Annotated in this window: 11 protein-coding genes, 3 tRNA genes and 2 pseudogenes; 7 read left to right on the top strand and 9 right to left on the bottom strand. The window is 65.3% G+C overall.

Going from position 1 to position 19057, the window contains the following annotated elements:
* Positions 1–12 precede the first annotated feature (12 nt).
* The 3 genes and pseudogenes from AVCA_RS05410 (at position 13) to AVCA_RS05400 (ending at position 5033) form a co-directional block, all read left to right on the top strand.
* Positions 13–1311, top strand: a complete 1299-nt coding sequence (locus AVCA_RS05410; RefSeq protein ID WP_012699846.1) for an NAD(P)/FAD-dependent oxidoreductase — start codon at positions 13–15, stop codon at positions 1309–1311.
* Positions 1312–2362: 1051 nt separating this feature from the next.
* A pseudogene (locus AVCA_RS26700) lies at positions 2363–3237 on the top strand (beta-glucosidase); the annotation flags it as partial.
* The gene (locus AVCA_RS05400; RefSeq protein ID WP_012699845.1) at positions 3234–5033 is read left to right on the top strand and encodes an ABC transporter ATP-binding protein; all 1800 of its coding nucleotides are present in this window, start codon (positions 3234–3236) and stop codon (positions 5031–5033) included. The pseudogene AVCA_RS26700 and the gene AVCA_RS05400, both read left to right, overlap by 4 nt.
* A gap of 681 nt (positions 5034–5714) precedes the next feature.
* Here AVCA_RS05400 and AVCA_RS05395 read toward each other — a convergent pair.
* The 6 genes from AVCA_RS05395 to rluD form a co-directional block, all read right to left on the bottom strand.
* Positions 5715–5790: transfer RNA gene (locus AVCA_RS05395), tRNA-Lys, on the bottom strand.
* Positions 5791–5805: 15 nt separating this feature from the next.
* Positions 5806–5882: transfer RNA gene (locus AVCA_RS05390), tRNA-Pro, on the bottom strand.
* A gap of 9 nt (positions 5883–5891) precedes the next feature.
* A tRNA-Asn gene (locus tag AVCA_RS05385) sits at positions 5892–5967 on the bottom strand.
* A gap of 167 nt (positions 5968–6134) precedes the next feature.
* Positions 6135–8699, bottom strand: coding sequence for an ATP-dependent chaperone ClpB (gene clpB, locus AVCA_RS05380; protein WP_012699844.1), 2565 nt, complete (start codon positions 8697–8699; stop codon positions 6135–6137).
* 172 nt (positions 8700–8871) lie between these two features.
* Positions 8872–9600 (bottom strand): peptidoglycan editing factor PgeF, encoded by a 729-nt coding sequence (pgeF, locus tag AVCA_RS05375; protein WP_012699843.1) that lies wholly within the window; start codon positions 9598–9600, stop codon positions 8872–8874.
* On the bottom strand, positions 9600–10571 hold the full coding sequence (rluD, locus tag AVCA_RS05370) for a 23S rRNA pseudouridine(1911/1915/1917) synthase RluD (RefSeq protein WP_041807510.1): 972 nt from the start codon (positions 10569–10571) through the stop codon (positions 9600–9602). The genes pgeF and rluD overlap by 1 nt, the downstream gene beginning before the upstream one ends.
* A 146-nt stretch (positions 10572–10717) precedes the next feature.
* Here rluD and AVCA_RS05365 point away from each other — a divergent pair, with 146 nt between their 5' ends.
* Positions 10718–11731, top strand: coding sequence for an outer membrane protein assembly factor BamD (locus AVCA_RS05365; RefSeq protein WP_012699841.1), 1014 nt, complete (start codon positions 10718–10720; stop codon positions 11729–11731).
* 100 nt (positions 11732–11831) lie between these two features.
* On the opposite strand, the gene AVCA_RS05360 is transcribed toward AVCA_RS05365, so the two are convergent.
* A complete protein-coding gene (locus AVCA_RS05360; RefSeq protein ID WP_175555955.1) occupies positions 11832–13466 on the bottom strand; it encodes an NAD+ synthase in 1635 nt (544 codons plus the stop codon).
* On the opposite strand from AVCA_RS05360, the gene AVCA_RS26340 reads away from it, so the two are divergent.
* From AVCA_RS26340 to AVCA_RS05350, 3 genes and pseudogenes are all read left to right on the top strand, one after another.
* Positions 13465–13686, top strand: coding sequence for a hypothetical protein (locus tag AVCA_RS26340; RefSeq protein ID WP_175555956.1), 222 nt, complete (start codon positions 13465–13467; stop codon positions 13684–13686). The genes AVCA_RS05360 and AVCA_RS26340 overlap by 2 nt on opposite strands.
* A gap of 8 nt (positions 13687–13694) precedes the next feature.
* Complete coding sequence (locus tag AVCA_RS05355; protein ID WP_012699839.1) at positions 13695–13937, top strand: PP0621 family protein; 243 nt, start codon at positions 13695–13697, stop codon at positions 13935–13937.
* A 141-nt stretch (positions 13938–14078) separates the two neighbouring features.
* Positions 14079–14396: pseudogene (locus AVCA_RS05350) on the top strand (AAA-type ATPase lid domain-containing protein); the annotation flags it as partial.
* Between the two features lie 70 nt (positions 14397–14466).
* Here AVCA_RS05350 and thiO read toward each other — a convergent pair.
* Positions 14467–15558 (bottom strand): glycine oxidase ThiO, encoded by a 1092-nt coding sequence (thiO, locus tag AVCA_RS05345; protein WP_012699837.1) that lies wholly within the window; start codon positions 15556–15558, stop codon positions 14467–14469.
* Positions 15559–15887: 329 nt separating this feature from the next.
* Positions 15888–19022, bottom strand: a complete 3135-nt coding sequence (locus tag AVCA_RS05340; protein ID WP_236616351.1) for a pilus assembly protein — start codon at positions 19020–19022, stop codon at positions 15888–15890.
* Positions 19023–19057 lie beyond the last annotated feature (35 nt).

Raw genomic sequence — 19057 nt, 5'->3', positions numbered from 1 at the left:
GAGACTCTAACCATGACTCATCGTATCGTAATCGTCGGCGGTGGCGCTGGCGGCGTGGAACTCGCTACCCGCCTCGGCAAGACCATGGGCAGGAACTTCCAGGCGAAGATCACCCTGGTCGACGCCAACATGACCCACCTGTGGAAACCGCTGCTGCACGAAGTCGCCGCCGGCTCGCTGAACTCGACCGGCGACGAACTGAACTATGTGGCCCAGGCCAAATGGAACAACTTCGAGTTCCAGTACGGCCGCATGTGCGGTCTGGACCGGGCCAACAAGCGTATCCGCCTGGCGGCCCAGCCGGCCCAGGAAGATCGCGCGCCCCTGCCCGAGCGCGAACTGGAATACGACACCCTGGTCCTTTCCGTCGGCAGCACCACCAATGACTTCGGCACCCCGGGCGCCGCCGAGAACTGTATTTTCCTGGAAAGCCGCGACCAGGCCGAGCGTTTCCGCCGTCTGCTGCTCAGCCACTACTTGCGTGCCCACGCCAGCAATGACGACGGCCATCAGGTCAAGGTCGCCATCGTCGGCGCCGGTGCCACCGGGGTCGAACTGGCCGCAGAACTGCGCCACGCCTCCAAGGAACTGGTCGCCTATGGGCTGGAGCGCATTCCGCCGGAGAACCTCAGCATCACGCTGATCGAATCCAGCCCGCGTGTACTCGCCGCCCTGCCCGAACGCATCAGCCGCTCCGCGCACGCCACCCTGGAAAGCCTGGGCGTTCGCGTGCTCGTCAGCACCGCCGTCAGCGAGGTCACCGCGGAAGGCGTGAAGACGAAGGACGACCAGTTCATCCCCGCCGACCTCATGGTCTGGGCCGCAGGCGTCCGCGCGCCCGCCTTCCTCAAGGAGCTGGATGGTCTGGAAACCAATCGCATCAACCAGTTGCAGGTCCGCCAGACCCTGCAGACTACTCTGGACGACGATATCTTCGCCTTCGGCGATTGTGCCTCCTGCCCGCAGCCGGGTACCGACCGCCCCGTTCCGCCGCGCGCCCAGGCCGCTCACCAGCAGGCCAGCCTGCTGGCCAAGTCGCTCCACCGCAAGCTGCAGGAAGACAAGCCTCTGCTGGAGTATCGCTACAGCGACCACGGCTCGCTGATCTCCCTCTCGAGCTTCTCGGCGATCGGTAACCTGATGGGCAACCTGACCGGCAACGTGACCTTGGAAGGCTGGCTGGCCCGCAAGTTCTACATTTCCCTGTACCGCATGCACCAGATGGCGCTCTACGGTACCTTCCGCACCCTGATGATGATGCTGGGCGACCGCTTCCGCAGCAGCACCGAACCCCGCCTCAAGCTTCACTGAGTCCCCTCCCCAGCCCCGCGAGCGCCAGCCGCTCGCGGGCTCTTTCCCCCGGAGTTTCGAAGGCGGCGACTCGGAAGCGCTGTATCGTGAGGCAGGCATCCTCATGAACTCGTGCAGCCCTGCCATCGCGTTACACCGCGTACCCGCAGCATCCGCTGGATGTGCCCGCTCAGCACCTCGTCACGCACTGTTTGCAACGAACGCCACTCGAGGTCGGCTTGACGGGATGCGTGGACACAATAGCCGACGGAGCGATCGGTAGTACCCGACAGATCGCCCCATGGCGCACAGGGTATCCATCGATGGAAGCCTTCATGGTTTCTTGAAGCACCGCAGAAGTGCCTGCCAGTCATCCCTGCCTGGGCGAAATACGCCTTGCGCAGGATCTCGTTGGCCTGGCTCAGTTCCCGGCTCTCTCGCTCGCAGGTGCTCAGCCTATTGTTTGTCACACCCAGCCTAGCGAACCCACGAGCGAAGGATTTCAACGGTGCAACCGATCTTCGGCGCATCGAATCGATCGCCCGACTGCAAGTCGCGCTCATGCTGCTCCGGCACCAGGCGTACGGCGGCCGACCGGCAGACAAGGCGGAACCTGTCCGCTTTTTCTCCACTCCATACCCCCCGCCTGTCGAACGGAGAGCCGGACAACGACAACCGGAAGCGGGATGCAGCCCGCTTGCGCCATGGGGGACCAAGCATGAGCTGGGCAAGACCCTTTCAGTCCGCTCTCGGCAAATCGAATCGGACCATACCCACGGCAATGATCGACTACAGGGTAGACGTGCCAACTCTGCTATACCTGTCGCACCTGCGCTGAAGCTTCGTCTACCAGCGCCCGCAGCACCTGATGGCGCGCTTCGCCCGCGACTGGCAGGTGCTGTTCTTCGAAGACCCCATGGCCGATGCCGCCGAGCCCTGGCTGGAAATCCGCCATGAGGAAGGCATGCAGGTGCTGGTGCCGCACCTGCCGCCGGACTGCCGTGGCCCGGCAGCCTCCGCAGCCCTGCGCCGCCTGCTCGACGGGCATCTGGCCGTGCAGCCTCCGCAGCGCCTGATCGAGCGCTCGCCGGACCAGTACGACTGGTCGGGCTTCCTGCCCATGCTGCGCGCCGCCCAGGAGCGGGGCCAGCAGGTGATCTGGGACATCTGCCACTACGGCTGGCCGGATGACCTCGACCTCTGGCGGCCGGCCTTCGTCGAGCGCTTCGCCGGTGCCCTGGCTCGACTGCTGCGCAACGAGGGTATCGACGCCCCCTTCTATTCACCGGTCAACGAGATTTCCTACTGGGCCTGAGCCGGCGGCGACCAGGCGTTGTTCAACCCGCTGGTCCGCGGCCGTGGCCGTGGCCGTGGCCGTGTGGCCAGGAACTCAAGCACCAGTTAGTGCGCGCCAGCATCGCGGCGATCGAAACGATCCGCGAGGCCCAGTATGAGGCCTGGGACCTGCTCACCGGACGGGCTTGGCCGGGCCTCGGCGGCCGCCCCGAGTACCTCGACATCGCCGGCGTCAATCACTATTCGGACAACCAGTGGTACCACGGCGGCGCCACCATCCCTCTCGGCGATCCGGCCTACCGCTCCTTCCAGAGCATTCTCGCCGAGGTCTACCAGCGCTACCGGCGGCCGCTCCTGATCGCCGAGACCGGCGCCGAGGGCGAGGCTCGTGCGCCTTGGCTGCGCTACATCGCCGAACAGGCCTTCGCCGCCATGCGGCGCGGCATGCCGATAGAAGGCATCTGCCTCTATCCGATCCAGGACTATCCCGGCTGGTTCGACGAACGGCACTGCCCGACAGGCATCGTCGGGATGCCCGACAGCCAGGGTCGGCGCATACTGCACAGCTCGCTGCAGACCGAGCTGCGCACGCAGCAGGCCATGCTGACCCGACTTCTGGAAGACTCGAGCGCATCGCATTTTCTGTCATGAGCCCAAAAAGCAAGTCCGCTCCCCGCCGACGGCTGCAACTGCCGAGCCGTCCACTACCCTTTCTCTGGCGCTATGTGCGCCGGCGCCCCTGGCATTTCGGCCTGATGTTCGCGCTGATCGTCGGCGCCGCCGGAAGCGCGGTGGCGGTGCAGTACGGCATGAAGCTGCTGGTCGATGCCATGACCACGGCCGACCGCCTGGCCGCCGACGTGTGGACGCCATTGGCGCTGTTCCTCGGCCTGATCATCGCCGAGAACGCCTTCTGGCGTCTCGGTGGCTGGCTCGGCTGCCAGACCGTGGTGGCCAGTTGCGTGGATATCCGCGTCGAGCTGTTCCGCTATCTGACCGGCCACCCGATGCGCTACTTCAACGAGCACTTCGCCGGCGCCCTGGGCAACCGCATCACCGCCACCGGCTCGGCGGCCGGCACCATCTACGGCGGCTTCGCCTGGAAGATCATGCCGCCCCTGGTCGATTTCGCCGGTGCCGTGGTGGTGCTGCTCACCGTCGACTGGCGCATGGCCCTGACGTTGATCGGCGCCGTGCTGCTGATCGCCCTGCTGATCACCAACTACGGCATCCGCGGCCGCACCAGGCACCAGCGCTACGCCGCCCAGGCCGCGCATGTCGGCGGCGAACTGGTCGATGCGGTGTCCAACGTCTGGACCATCAAGGCTTTCTCCGCCCGCGACCGCGAGAGCGAGCGGCTGGCGCAGAAGATCGGCAGCGAGGCCCATGCCCATCGCAAGAGCTGGATGTACATGGAGAAGGCGCGCCTGCTGCACGACGTCTGCCTGTCACTGATGGCCGGCGGCATGCTGGTCTGGGCCATCCAGCTATGGCGCGCCGGCAGCGTCAGCGCCGGCGACGTGGTGCTGGTCAGCGCGCTGACCTTCCGCATCCTGCACGGCTCGCGCGACCTGGCCCTCGCGCTGGTGGATACAACCCAGCAGCTCGGCGCCATCGCCGATACCCTGCGCATCATCGTCCAGCCCCATGCCCTGCACGACCCCGACCAGCCGCTGACCGCCGCCGACGGCACCATCGACCTGATCGACGTGGGCTACCGCTACCCGGACGACCGCCAGGTATTCAAGGACTTCAACCTGCACATCCCGGCCGGGCAGAAGATCGGCCTGGTCGGCCCAAGCGGGGCCGGCAAGTCGACACTGGTGTACCTGATCCAGCGCCTGGACGATGTCCAGGAGGGCAGTATCCGCATCGACGATCACGATATCCGCCAGGTCAGCGTGGACAGCCTGCGCCAGATGATCGCCGTGGTGCCCCAGGAAACCGCGCTATTCAACCGCAGCATCCGCGAGAACATCCGCTACGGCCGCCCCGAGGCCAGCGACGAGGAGGTCGAGGAGGCGGCGCGCATGGCCTATTGCGATGCCTTCATCCGCGAGCTGCCACGGGGCTACGACACCCAGGTCGGCGAGCGCGGGGTGATGCTCTCCGGCGGTCAGCGCCAGCGTCTGGGGATCGCCCGTGCCTTCCTCAAGGACGCACCGATCCTGATTCTGGACGAGGCCACCTCGGCCCTCGACACTCATTCCGAGGCGGAGATCCAGGTCGCCCTGGCCGATCTGGTGCGCGACCGCACGGTACTGGCGGTGGCACACCGATTGTCCACCGTAGCCAATTTCGACCGCATCCTGGTGATGCAGAAAGGCAAGGTGGTGGAGGACGGCAGCCCGGCCGAACTGCTTGCCCGCGACGGCCTCTACGCTTCGCTGTGGCGGATGCAGGCCGAGGGCTTCCTGCGCGACCCCAAGCTGCCGACGGTCGGCTGAGCAATGCAGCAACAGCTGAACTCCCACGCCTCCGACCCGACTCGCCTGGGCTCTGTGCGCAAGAGGCATCGCCCCCTGCTGCCCGAAGCGAAAACCTTCGACAAGGGGGCAACGATTTTCACCAAACCATTCCAACCCATTCTCGATTTCCCCCAGCCCTCCAGCCGGCGAAAGGCATGACAGTCCCCTCTTGAACGACGAAATGATCCAAGGAGGTGTGAAAAAGGAACGAATGACGACAGCAAGAGACCTACCCGAAAGAGCCGGGACTCGCTCCTGAAATGGCTAAAGGGTCTGGCCCGGCCTTGGGGTTCAGGCTGGTCGTCTTCGAACCCCTCTTTCACATCGGCATTCGCCTGAAATGCCCTGCTGCAGATCCGGGCGATGGATGTCCACCTACTGAATCGCTATATCCGCATCCGCGACGAGACAAGAACCCCATCGGAATTCAGCGTACGCAATTAACGGCGTTTCAAGCGAGGCAGGGAGATAGCGGAAGGAGGAGTAATTACCGCAGAGAATGGCCGCGACAGAACCAAACTGCTCATCTGAAAAATGCAGAAGTGATCTGACACTGCCTCGGAAACAACCCGTCTTTCGGGCTGACTTGCAACCGAGTAATCTGTGCAGAATCGAGAAAGCCCACAGCGAACCACGAAATCCGCTGAAAGCCATAAGTAATGGTGGGTCGTGTAGGATTCGAACCTACGACCAATTGGTTAAAAGCCAACTGCTCTACCGACTGAGCTAACGACCCAAGCGAGTGAAGAGATGGTCGGGGTAGAGAGATTCGAACTCCCGACATCCTGCTCCCAAAGCAGGCGCGCTACCGGACTGCGCTATACCCCGTCTGAAAGCTGGCTCCGCGACCTGGACTCGAACCAGGGACCCAATGATTAACAGTCATTTGCTCTACCGACTGAGCTATCGCGGAACTTTCATCACTTCTAGTACTTGCAACGAAACGCAAACACCGTGTCCGTTGCAGTGGCGCGCATTTTACGATTCCCGACGCCTCTGTCAACCCTTGAAAATACTTTTCGCAGCAAACACTTATTTTCGCCCTCTGCCGTCGATGCGGGAGAAGGCGAAAGGACAGCATCAGCCAAAGACGATCTCGTCGCCCTCCACCCTGGCGAAGATCTTCGCGCCAGGCGCGAACTGCCCGGCGAGAATCTGCTGCGCCAGCGGGTTCTCGATCCAGCGCTGGATCGCCCGCTTCAGGGGCCGTGCCCCGTAGACCGGGTCGTAACCGACGGCGATCAGCTTGTCCAGGGCCTCATCGGAAAGTTCGAGGCTCAGCTCGCGCTCGGCCAGACGCTGGCGCAGGCGCTTCAACTGAATCTCGGCGATGCCGGCGATCTGCTCGCGGGCCAGCGGGTCGAATACCACCACCTCGTCGATGCGGTTGATGAACTCCGGCCGGAAATGGTGGCTTACCGCATCCATCACCGCCGCCCGCTGCGCCTCGCGATCGCCGGCCAGCTCCTGGATCTGCGCCGAACCAAGGTTGGAAGTCATCACCACCACGGTGTTCTTGAAGTCCACGGTACGCCCGTGGCTATCGGTCAGACGACCGTCCTCCAGCACCTGCAGAAGGATGTTGAACACATCGGGGTGAGCCTTTTCCACCTCGTCCATCAGCACCACGGAGTAAGGCTTGCGGCGCACCGCCTCGGTCAGGTAGCCGCCCTCCTCATAGCCGACATACCCCGGAGGGGCGCCGATCAAGCGGGCTACCGAGTGCTTCTCCATGAACTCGGACATGTCGATGCGCACCAGGGCCTCCTCGGTATCGAAGAGGAACTCGGCCAGCGCCTTGCACAGCTCGGTCTTGCCGACCCCGGTCGGGCCGAGGAACAGGAAGGAGCCGCTCGGCCGGTTCGGATCGGCGAGCCCGGCGCGGGAACGCCGCACCGCATTGGCCACGGCGGTCACCGCCTCGTTCTGGCCGATCACCCGCTGATGCAGCAACTCCTCCATCTTCAGCAGCTTCTCGCGCTCGCCCTCGAGCATCTTGGCCACCGGGATGCCGGTCCACTTGGAGACCACCTCGGCGATCTCCTCGTCGGTGACACGATTGCGCAACAACTGGTTCTCCCGCGGCTGCCCGCCGTCGGCGGAGGCCAGCTTGCGCTCCAGCTCCGGAATCAAACCGTACTGCAGCTCGGCCATCCGGTTCAGATCACCCTTGCGGCGTGCCGCCTCCAGATCCAGCTTGGCCTGCTCCAATTGCTGCTGGATCTGTGCCGAGCCCTGCACCTCGGCCTTCTCCGACTTCCAGATCTCCTCGAGGTCGGCGTACTCGCGCTCGAGCTTGGCGATGTCCTCTTCCAACTTGGCCAGGCGCTTTTTGGTCGCCTCGTCGGTTTCCTTCTTCAGCGCCTCACGCTCGATCTTCAGCTGGATCAGCCGGCGATCCAGGCGATCCAGTTCCTCGGGCTTGGAGTCGATCTCCATGCGAATGCGGCTGGCCGCCTCGTCGATCAGGTCGATGGCCTTGTCCGGCAGTTGGCGGTCGGTGATGTAGCGGTGCGACAGCTTGGCCGCAGCGATGATGGCGCCGTCGGTGATGGTCACTCCATGGTGCACCTCGTAGCGCTCCTTCAGGCCGCGCAGGATGGCGATGGTGTCCTCCTCGCTCGGCTCGTCCACCAGCACCTTCTGGAAGCGGCGCTCCAGCGCGGCATCTTTCTCGATGTACTGGCGGTACTCGTCGAGGGTGGTGGCGCCGACGCAATGCAGCTCGCCACGCGCCAGAGCGGGCTTGAGCATGTTGCCGGCATCCATGGCGCCTTCGGCCTTGCCGGCGCCGACCATGGTGTGCAGTTCGTCGATGAACAGGATGACGCGCCCCTCCTGCTTGGCCAGCTCGTTGAGCACGGCCTTCAGGCGCTCCTCGAACTCGCCGCGGAACTTGGCGCCGGCGATCAGCGAACCCATGTCCAGCGCCAGCAGGCGCTTGTCCCTGAGTCCGTCCGGCACCTCGCCGTTGACGATGCGCTGGGCGAGGCCTTCGACGATGGCGGTCTTGCCGACACCCGGCTCGCCGATCAGCACCGGGTTGTTCTTGGTACGCCGCTGCAGCACCTGGATGGTGCGGCGGATCTCGTCGTCGCGTCCGATCACCGGGTCGAGCTTGCCCTCCTCGGCCCGGGCGGTCATGTCGACGCAGTACTTGTCCAGGGCCTGGCGGGACTCCTCGGCATTCGGATCGTTCACCGTCTGGCCGCCACGCAGGTTACCGATGGCGTTCTCGATAGCCTTCTTCGACACGCCCTGGCCAAGCAGCAGCTTGCCCAGGCGGGTGTTGCCGTCCAGCGCGGCGAGCAGCACCAGTTCGCTGGAAATGAACTGATCCCCCTTCTGCTGGGCCAAGCGGTCCGCCTGGTTGAGCAGACGCGCCAGGTCCTGGGACAGATTCACGTCGCCAGTGGGGTTCTGCAGCTTGGGCAGTTGATCCAGCTCCTTGCTCAGAGCCTGGCGCAGGCCGTTGATATCGAAGCCGACCTGCATCAGGAGCGGCCTGATCGAGCCCCCCTGTTGATCGAGCAGCGCCTGCATCAGGTGTAGCGGCTCGATGGCGGCGTGGTCGAGGCCGACTGCCACGGACTGGGCATCGGACAAGGCAAGTTGCAGTTTGCTGGTCAATCGGTCGATTCGCATGGAGTCATCCTTCCTGAAGGAGCGGGCTGGCATACTGGATGGCCTGCCGGGTTGAAGCATAGATAAGGATGATCGGCGGGGATTCAAGGCCGCGGAATTGATCCGCGTCAGCAGCCAGGCCCATGGGCCGAAAAATCGGCGCGGAAACCCGCCCGGCCGCGAGACGAGGCGATCAGGGCGCGGCCAGCCACACCAGACTGGCGAAACGGCCGGTGCGCGGCGTGCGGCGATAGGAGTAGAAACGCTCATCCCGGACGGTGCAGAAGCCACCGCCATGAACCGCCTCGATACCGCGGGCAGCCAGGCGGATGCGGGCGAGCCGGTAGAGATCGGCCATGAAACGCCCGGGGTTTCGACTCGGCACGAAGGCCGGGGCAGCCTGCGGATGATGCTCGAGAAAGGCCTCGCGCACCTCGGGCCCCACTTCGAAGGCCGCCGGTCCGATGGCCGGACCGAGCCAGACCAGCAGCTCCTGCGGCGCCACGGCCAGGGCATCCAGGGTCGCCTCCAGCACGCCGCCGGCCAGCCCGCGCCAGCCGGCATGGGCTGCCGCCACGCGCGTGCCGGCACGGTCGCAGAACAGTACCGGCAGGCAGTCGGCGGTGAGAATGGCGCAGGCGACACCCGCACGGTCCGTCCAGCAGGCATCGGCCTCGGGCGTCAGCGCCGGATCGGCCGGAACCACCGTCACCCCGTGCACCTGGCGCAGCCAGGCGGGCTCGCAGCCGAGGCCGGACTGCAGGCGTCGACGATTCTCGGCCACGGCTTCCGGCTCGTCCCCGACATGGTCGCCGAGGTTGAAGCTGTCGAAAGGCGCGACACTGACGCCTCCCGCGCGGGTCGTCACGCAGGCGCGCACCCGTGCTGGCACGGGCCAGTCCGGCGCCAGCCGGGCATTCATCAGACGAACGCCTCGTTGTCCTGGCGCAGCAGTGTCAACAGCCAGACGAAATCGTCCGGCAGCGGCGCCTCCCATTTCAGGCGCTCGCCGCTGGCCGGGTGATCCAGTTCGAGGAAGCGGGCGTGCAGGGCCTGGCGCGGAAACTCCCGAAGCGCCTGCACCAGGGTCGGACTGGCCGCCGGCGGAATGCGGAAACGCCCGCCATAGACCGGATCGCCCACCAGCGAATAGCCGACGTGCGCCATGTGCACGCGGATCTGGTGGGTTCGCCCGGTTTCCAGCTTGATACGGGCATGGGTATGCGCACGGAAGCGTTCGAGCACACGGTAGTGGCTGACCGCGGGCTTGCCGCCCTCGACCACCGCCATGCGCTGGCGCTGCTGGCCATGCCGGCCGATGGGCGCATCGATGGTGGCGCCGGCGGTGATCACACCGACCACTATGGCCTCGTAGATGCGGCTGACACTGCGCTTTTGCAGTTGCTCGACCAGCCGGGTCTGCGCCTGCAGGGTCTTGGCCACCACCATCAGGCCGGTCGTGTCCTTGTCCAGACGGTGGACGATGCCCGCGCGCGGCACATTGACCAGCCCCGGCACATGGTGCAGCAACGCATTGAGCAGGGTGCCGTCGGCATGCCCGGCAGCCGGATGCACGACCAGCCCGGCCGGCTTGTTCAGCACAAGGATCTGCTCGTCCTCGTGGACGATGTCCAGTTCGATGGCCTGGGCGATCCACTCGCCCTGCGCCTGCTGCTCGGCATCCAGTTCGAGCAGCGCGCCGCCATGCACGATGTCGCGGGGGCGCAGCGCGGCGCCATCGACGGTCAGTCGCCCGTCCTTGATCCAGGCGGCCAGGCGCGAGCGCGAATGCTCGGCGAAGAGTTGTGCGGCGACCTGGTCCAGGCGTTGGCCGCCCAGCTCGACGGGGACTTCGGCGCGAAGTCTGATAGCCTGATCGTTGTGTATTGACATGCTCGGCAACGGCGGGGCATGGCCTTTGGTTTCGACCATGCGCTTGTGGTTAAATACGGCCCCTCTGCCCCGGCTCGTGCGGGGCGCCCATCATAACAGGACGGCCCGGCCCCCGACAGCCGCCGTCACAGGGACGCACAGCCTCCATGCACCTGAAACACCTGCTGCTGATCGCCTCGCTCGTTCTCATCGCCGCCTGCGGATCGAAAAAAGAGAAGGAGGAAGTCGTCGACGAGAATCTGAGCGAGACCGAGCTGTACCAGCAGGCCCAGAACGACCTCAACAACGAGAACTTCGGCTCCGCGACCACCAAGCTGAAGGCCCTGGAATCGCGCTATCCGTTCGGCCGCTACGCCGAACAGGCACAGCTCGAACTGATCTACGCCTACTACAAGAGCCAGGAAACGGACGCCTCGCGCTCGGCCGCGGAGCGTTTCATCCGCCTGCACCCGCAACACCCGAACGTCGACTACGCCTACTACCTCAAGGGGCTGGCTTCCTTCGACCAGGACCGGGGGCTGCTGTCGCGCTTCCTGCCGCTGGACATGACCAAGCGCGATCCGGGCGCGGCCCGCGACTCCTTCAACGAGTTCGCCCAACTCACCAGCCGCTTCCCGAACAGCCGCTATGCGCCGGACGCCAAGGCGCGCATGGTCTATCTGCGCAACCTGCTGGCCGCCTACGAGATCCATGTCGCCCATTACTACCTGAAGCGCGAAGCCTACGTCGCTGCCGCCAACCGGGGTCGCTATGTTGTGGAGAACCTCCAGGAAACGCCCGCGGTGGGCGACGGCCTGGCGGTGATGATCGAAGCCTACCAGCGCATGACCCTGGACGAACTGGCCACCACCAGCCTGGAAACCCTGAAGCTGAACTATCCCGATCACCCCAGCCTGCAGAACGGCCAGTTCGTACCGCTGGAGGAAGAGGACGACAACCGCTCCTGGCTGGGCAAGGCGACTCTCGGCCTGATCGAGAGCAAACCGCCTCTGCCGCCGGGCGAAACCCGCGCCAATCAGGACATCCGCCGCATGTACGAGGAGGCCCGTCAGGAAATCCGCGCCGACCTGAAGCAAGGCGAGGAGACCCGCGAAGCGGTCGAAAGCGCCGATCGCAAGCCCAAACGCGCCTGGTGGAACCCCCTGCGCCTGCTCGACTGAAACCAGTGCCGACAGCAAGCAATGGGGAGGGAGGCCCAAGGCCTCCTTCCCGCTTCGACGAAGGACCGGCCACACGCGGGACTCCCCGCGTGCTCCTCGCTCAATCCCCCAGCCGCCAGCCGGACGTGATCGGATAGCGCCGGTCCCGGCCGAAGCCGCGCTGGGTCACCCGTACTCCGACCGCGGCCTGGCGGCGCTTGTATTCGTTGAGATCCACCAGCCGCAGCACCCGCCTGACGGTGTCCTCGTCGAAACCTTCGGCGACGATGGCGTTGGCCGAAAGGTCGTACTCGATATACAGCTTGAGGATCTCGTCGAGCACCGGATAGGGCGGCAGGGAATCCTCGTCCTTCTGGCCCGGAGCCAATTCGGCCGACGGCGGGCGGTCGACGACCCGCTGGGGAATCACCGCCCCCAGGCGATTGCGGTAGTCGCAGAGACGGAACACCAGGGTCTTGGGCACGTCCTTGAGCACGTCGAAGCCCCCGGCCATGTCGCCGTAGAGCGTCGCGTAGCCCACCGCCATCTCGCTCTTGTTGCCGGTGGTCAGCACCAGATAGCCCTTCTTGTTGGAAATGGCCATCAGCAGGGTACCACGGCAGCGCGCCTGCAGGTTCTCCTCGGTGGTATCCCGGCCGAGCCCCTCGAACACCGGCGCCAGGGTCCCCATGAAGGCCTCGACCATCGGTGCGATCGGCAGCACCCGATAGGTCACGCCCAGGGCGCGCGCCTCGGCCTCGGCATCCTCGAGACTCATCTGCGCCGTGTAGTGATAGGGCATCATCACCGCCTCGACCCGCTCCGCTCCGAGCGCATCCACCGCCACGGCCAGGGTCAGGGCCGAATCGATACCGCCGGACAGCCCCAAGACCACCCCCTTGAAGCCGTTCTTGCACACATAGTCGCGCACGCCCAGCACCAGCGCCTGATACACGCTCGCCTCCAGCTCGGGCAGTGGTGCGCAGTTGGTGGCCCGCGGCGTCGCCGCCCCGTCGTCCCCGATGCCGAGATCGACCGGATAGAGCCCTTCGACGAAGGCCGGCGCACGCTGGACGACCTGACCGTCCGCCGCGACCACGCAGGAGCCGCCGTCGAAGACCAGTTCGTCCTGGCCGCCGACCTGGTTGACGTAGATCACCGGCATGCCGCCTTCGCTCGTCCTGGCGACGAGGATCTCCTCGCGCTCGCGCTGCTTGTCCAGGTGGAAGGGCGAGGCGTTCAGACTGAGCATCAGCCGTGCGCCGGCCTCGCGCGCCTGGCGCATGGGCCCGGGGAACCAGATGTCCTCGCAGATCGACAGGGCCACGGGGATGCCCTTGATATCCAGCAGGCAGGCCTCGCTGCCCGGCTCGAAGTAGCGACGCTCGTCGAACACCCGATAGTTCGGCAAATGCTGCTTGTAGTAGCTCGCGAGAAGCTCGCCATCGGCGATCACCGCGGCGGCGTTGAAGCGCCGCCCATCCTCCAGCCAGGGATAGCCGATCACTAGATAGATGCCCCGCACTTCGTCCTTGAGTCGCTGCAGGCCTTGCTCGATACGTAGTTGCATGCTCGAGCGCAGCAGCAGATCCTCCGGCGGGTAGCCGCACAGCGCCAGTTCGGGAAACACGATGACATCCGCGCCCCGGTCGTCGCGGGCACTGCAGGCCGCCTCGATGATGCGTTCGACATTGCCGTGCACATCGCCGACGCGCAGATTCAGTTGGGCCATCACGACCCGCAGGGTTTGGCTCATGGCCGTCTCCACCGATGAATATGACGCACCCGGCATGCCACGGGCGCGTTCCGAAAAAATCCATTCTCCCGCATCGGCGCCCGCGAAAACAACGCACGAAGGCCCCTGGCGGGAAGAGCCGAAAAGCATCCTCGAAGCTGCCGACCAACGCACGGAAGCAGACAGTGACATGGCCCCGGCAAACCCCGGCTTGCTAAAATGCCGGCTCTCTTTCGATTAGAGCACCTCATGGGCCTGTTTCGTCTGCTGTTCTGGATCCTCGTCATCATTGCCGTCATCTGGCTCTGGCGCAGACTGATGCGCCCCGCCGCCCCTCCCGTCAACAAGAGTGGCCCCGACGCCCCCAAGCCCATGGTCCGCTGCGCCCACTGCGGCATACACCTGCCGCGCGAGGAAGCCCTCGCCGAAGGCAGCCGCTGGTACTGCAGCCAGGCGCACCTGACCCAGGGTCCGCGACGCGGTGGACGCTGACCCTTTGCCGGAACGCAATGCCTCGCCGCGCGGCGCTCCGCTGGACGGTACCTCGGCGGGCGCCTGTGCCCGTACCACCGGTATCGGCTGGTGACGGAGGAAGCCGGCCAGCCCCCTGCCCGACTCGGCGAGGATGCCTAGGAAAAGCTCCGTAGCTACCGCTTTCCGGGCAACGTGCGCGAACTGGAGAATATGCTGGAACGGGCCCATAGCCTCTGCGAGAACGCCCTGATCCTGGCTAGCGACCTGCGCCTCTGCGACACCTCGAAGCCCGCCGAGAACGATGGAACGATGCGGGCGGACATCGGCAACCTCGAGGACCATCTGGAGGAAATCGAACGCCGGCTGATCGTGCAGGCCCCCGAAGAGGCCCGCAGGAATCGAACCGCCGCAGCCCAGCGCCTGGGCCTGACCTTCCGCTCCATACGCTACCGTCTGAAGAAGCCGGGCATCGACTGAGCCCCGGCCCATGTCCCGGCGGATCTCTCCCCGGGGAGGCCCGCCTCGTCGCCGGGGCGGGAGTTCGGTGCTATCCGATCCTTCCTGCCGGCGCGTAAGGCGCCGGATCGATGATCGGCTCGCGCTCCAGCAGCAGGTCGGCGAACAACTGGCAGGACGCCGGCGCCAGCACCAGCCCATTGCGGAAATGCCCGCAGTTCAGCCATAGGCCTTCGCAACCGGGCACCGGACCGATATAGGGAATGCCCTCGGGAGACCCCGGCCGCAGCCCCGCCCAGTGCTTGACCACCTCGGCGCCGGCCAGCGCCGGCAGCAGCGCTTCGGCGGACGCCTTGAGGCTCGCGAGAGCATCCTCCGTGGGGGTCTTGTCGAAGCCGACATCCTCCAGGGTGCTGCCCACCAGGATGTGCCCGTCCCGCCGGGGAATCGCGTAGCGCCCATCGGCCATCACCATCCGCGGCAGGAAATCCTCGGCGCACTTGTAGAGGATCATCTGTCCCTTCATCGGCTTGACCGGCAGTTCCAGTCCCAGGGTGGCGAGCAGCTTGCCGCTCCAGGCGCCAGCCGCGACCACCACCCGATCGGCACGCAGGTCGCCGGACGGCGTGCTCACCCCGACGATCCGCCCGCCCTCGCGAACGAAACCGGTCGCCGCGCGGCTCTCCTCGAGAACCACGTTGGGCATACGCAACAGTGCCGCGTGCAACGAAGCGAGCAGCCGGGGATTGCGCACGTTGGCCACGCCCGACATGAAGAGCGCCCGCGAAAAGCCCGGCCCCAGGGCCGGCACCGCCTGGTGCACGGAGCCGATGTCCACGGCCTCCAGCGGCCGTTTCTCGCGGGCCGCCCAGGCCAGCGCCTCGGCCTCGTCCTCCAGATCCAGCCAGTAGAGGCCGGTGACATGCACCTCGGGATCGATGCCGGTCTCGTGCCGCAAGCGCTCGCCCAGGGCCGGATAGAAATCCTGCGACCAGTGCGCCAGCGCAGTCACCGCCGGGCTGTAACGCCAGGGATAGAGCGGCGACACTATGCCGCCGCCGGCCCAGGAGGACTCCTGGCCAAGCGGGCCCTGATCCAGCAGGCGGACCTCCAGGCCGGCCTCCGCCAACCGCTGAGCCGACAACATACCGATGGCACCACCGCCAACCACCAGGACTCGCATCACACCCTCCCCAAACAAAACGGGCCGTAAATCGGCCCGTTATACCTCCGCCGGACGACTGCCGGCCAGTACTTATCGCGAACGCCGACTGCAGCGACGACTGCTCACGCGCATGGGCACAGTCCATTCGCGGTGCTCCTCACCAAGGTTCGCCCCGCCAGGCCGACCTCGACCACTCGCTCCCGGCTACCCGCGCGGGGAAAAGTGCGACAGAGGCATGAGCACGCCGGGCAGGGACTCGGTCAAGGCGAACCCGCGCAGACCGCGACGACGCCGTGCGAATCCGCGCCACTACCGGATGCCGCCACCGGAAGGACGTAGGCCTGCCCTCATCGCTCGATATTCCAATAGACCTTGGCCTTGGGCTGGACGACACCTGAAGCCGCCCTGGGAGATCCGCCTTCCAGCGGGGAGTCGGGATCGGAGCCGATGATGAAAGGCACGCTCGAACCGTCATCGAGCGTCACCATGCCGGCTACCGGGGACGGCGGCAAACCGCCGCCCACGATGACTTCGTAACGCATGGCGCCGCCGTTCCCGCTCTCGGCATTGCGGTAGTCGATGTTGTACACCCTGGCGGTTCCCAGTCTGGAGCACTGGCCGGGGCCATGGACCGCCGGCGTGTGCGTACTGAAGGTCACGGTGCCATGGACCGTGATGGCCGAAGTCACCGTCTGCTCGCTATCGGCGAGCGCCAGATACCAGCCCTTCTTCCGTGCCAGAAGCGCTTCGCTAGGCGTATCCGGGGTCGTAATGGGATATAGCGAGTCCATGCATAGATAATCGCCAGCGCAAACACCCTTCGCGTTCTCGTCGGTCAGCCAGGCCGTATCCGTCGGTTTGTCCTTGAGCATGAAGAAATGGTTGGCGACGCTGGTGGCCGCCGCGTAGCTGGCCAGCGGCTTCTCGCGATCTCCCGAGCCCAGCAGCACGTAATGGGTATCGCCCAGCATCACCACGTCCGGCGCGAACATGAACTTCCGGTTGGCATCGCAGGATGAACGTCCATCGCAGCCCAGCGAAGCGATCCGGACCATGCTCCAGTCGCCGGGCCCGGCCGCGTCGAAAGCGATCCGGTAAACCGTCCCGCCGGTATCCGCGACATAGGCGTAAATGGCCAAGCCGCTCTCGTCGGGCACTATGGTGACATCACCGACCACGCTGCGCTCGGTCTTGAACTCGGCGATCGGTTCCCCGTCGTCGGCATCCATCACGTAGATCCGGTTGCCCAGCGGGTTGTCGCCGCAAAGATGGTTATGGGCGAGGTCGTCGGTCTTGTCCTCGCAGGTATCGTAGCCAGCCCCCATGATCAGCAGCGGAGACTTGCCGGAATCGTAGCCCGCCGTCTGGAACGGCCTGGCCGACGACCAGGTCTGTCCCAGACGCTCGAAACCATCGGTGCAGTCCGTACCGCTCATGTCGCTGTCACAACCAATCCGCCATTTGAACACTGGCTTGGCCAAGGCAGTGTCGGACACCTGGAAAGCATACAGGGCACGCCCTCCGCGACGCATGCCGGCGTAGATCCACGCACCTCCGCTGTAACGATGGGCCGTGATCGGGCCGTCGAAGCCATAGGGTTTCGGCTCGGGCTCGGGTACCGCGCCGGACGCCACCGCTGTCCGATCCTTGTAAGCGATGCCGACGATGTTGTCGCGCAGCCGTGCGATCCGGGGATGGAATTCCGGGGCCATGAAGGACCACAGCTCGCCGCCAGGCGCCATGCCGCCGATGGAGGCACCGGAGTCGCGGTTGCCGTTCACCGCGCGCAGGATGCCATCGTTCCCCCCATAGAAAACCACCACCTCGGCATCGCTATCGGTGCCGAAATTGATGGCCATGGGACGGGAATGGAGCACATCGGCATGCACCGATGGGCGTACGGTCGTCGCGCTGATAGCGGTCGGATCGACAAACTCCGTTTCACCGTTGCCGCCACGCCCCCAGTTGATCTCGTCGGCAGCGATCGAACCGACCGTCAGAGCATGGAAGTCGATCAGTTCGGTACAGGCCGTCGTCGCACAGCTCTTGATGTTGCGTGCGTCACTGCCGCTCAGGGTACGAAGCCTGTAGCTCTGGGCCCCCTTCTCCACCACGTTGCCATCCGGATAGTCCGCATGGACCGAGTCGGCGACGGCAAGACAGCCGCCGGCCGGAGCGCCATTGACATTACCCCAGTAGGCGGGCTGCGTGACCGATGCAGGGCCCCAGAAGCTGCGGGCGCATTCGCCGATGAAGCCGGTCGAACTGTCGATCGCCTGCTCGCCTTCGGCATCCAGCAACTTGAGCGCATTGTCGACCAGGCCGAGCTTGTACTGCTTGAGATTACCCGCCCAGCGAGGCAGGCCATTCGCATCCGGGCGGAACATCCCGACATAGACTTGATTGCGGTAGGTGCCCCGGGTGTTGACGCTGGCCGGCAGGCTGACCGAGGCGAATACGCTGTCGACCGCCTGAATCTCGGAAAAGATGGTGCTCAGTGCCGTCTCGATTTCATCGGCATTGGTCGCCGAGAAATATTTCCCGCCCCCGACATGCGCCATGCTCTTCAGCAGCCTGCTGTGATCCTCGCTGGCTTGCCTGTTGTAGACGTCGATGGCGTAGGTAAGCACGTTCTGCTTGCCGGGCGCCGCGCTGACGTCGGTCTGATATAGAAAGCGGGCCATCTCGTCGCCATAACGCACCTTGGACGAGGTGGTTTGATAGAGCTGACCGGCATCTCCCCCCACGTTCTTCAGCAGGGTGGCGACTTCGTCCTCGCCATTCGGCGACCAGCCGTTGCCGATCAGGATGAGGTAGTTTTTCGACTTGCAGGTTTCCGTGGCCGGTACGACGGGCTTGTAGAGGGTTTGCCGGCTATCGGAGAAGGCGGCCGCATCCCGCCTGTCGAAGACATCGTCACCCGAATAACGCCACGGCCCGAAGTGGGTCGGACCGACTGGCGAACCGGCCGTGTCATCGTAGGCATTGGCCGGACTGGTATGACCGCCGAAGTATTTGAATACCTCGAACATCGCCCGGCTATAGCCCACCTCCGTCGTTACCTGCCCGCCCGTACTGAATTCGGACTCGATCTCGGCAATTTCGGCCAGAAGCTCGGCCCTGGCCCCCTTGGTCATCTGCTTGACGTGCGAGCGCACATAACCGCCGTCGAAGCGCTGTCCGGTCCCCTCGTCGAGCATCATGAGCCCGACGTTGAGCTTGGCGTCCTCCCCTTCCGGCGCCAGCGCACCGATCACCGTCCTGATGGCGCTCAGTTCGGCCAGCCCTTGCTTCATATCCGGGAAATATTGAGCGTCGTCCGCCCAGTTGGCCGTGTTATCGAGCAGGATGACGACATTCGGGTAATCCGTACCCCGTTCCGATTCCACGCCGACGAACAGGTCGATATCCTCCGCATCCGCGCCAGCTCCGATCGCCAGCAGGGTAGCGGCCAGCAACCCTCTCCTGAATCTATTCCTCATGCTGCGGATTCCATTGGAGGTTTCGGGAACTTGCC

This window comes from Azotobacter vinelandii CA (assembly GCF_000380335.1).
Lineage (GTDB): Bacteria > Pseudomonadota > Gammaproteobacteria > Pseudomonadales > Pseudomonadaceae > Azotobacter > Azotobacter vinelandii.
Note: the sequence above shows the minus strand (reverse complement) of the source record. Positions and strands in the feature narration are given on the sequence as shown.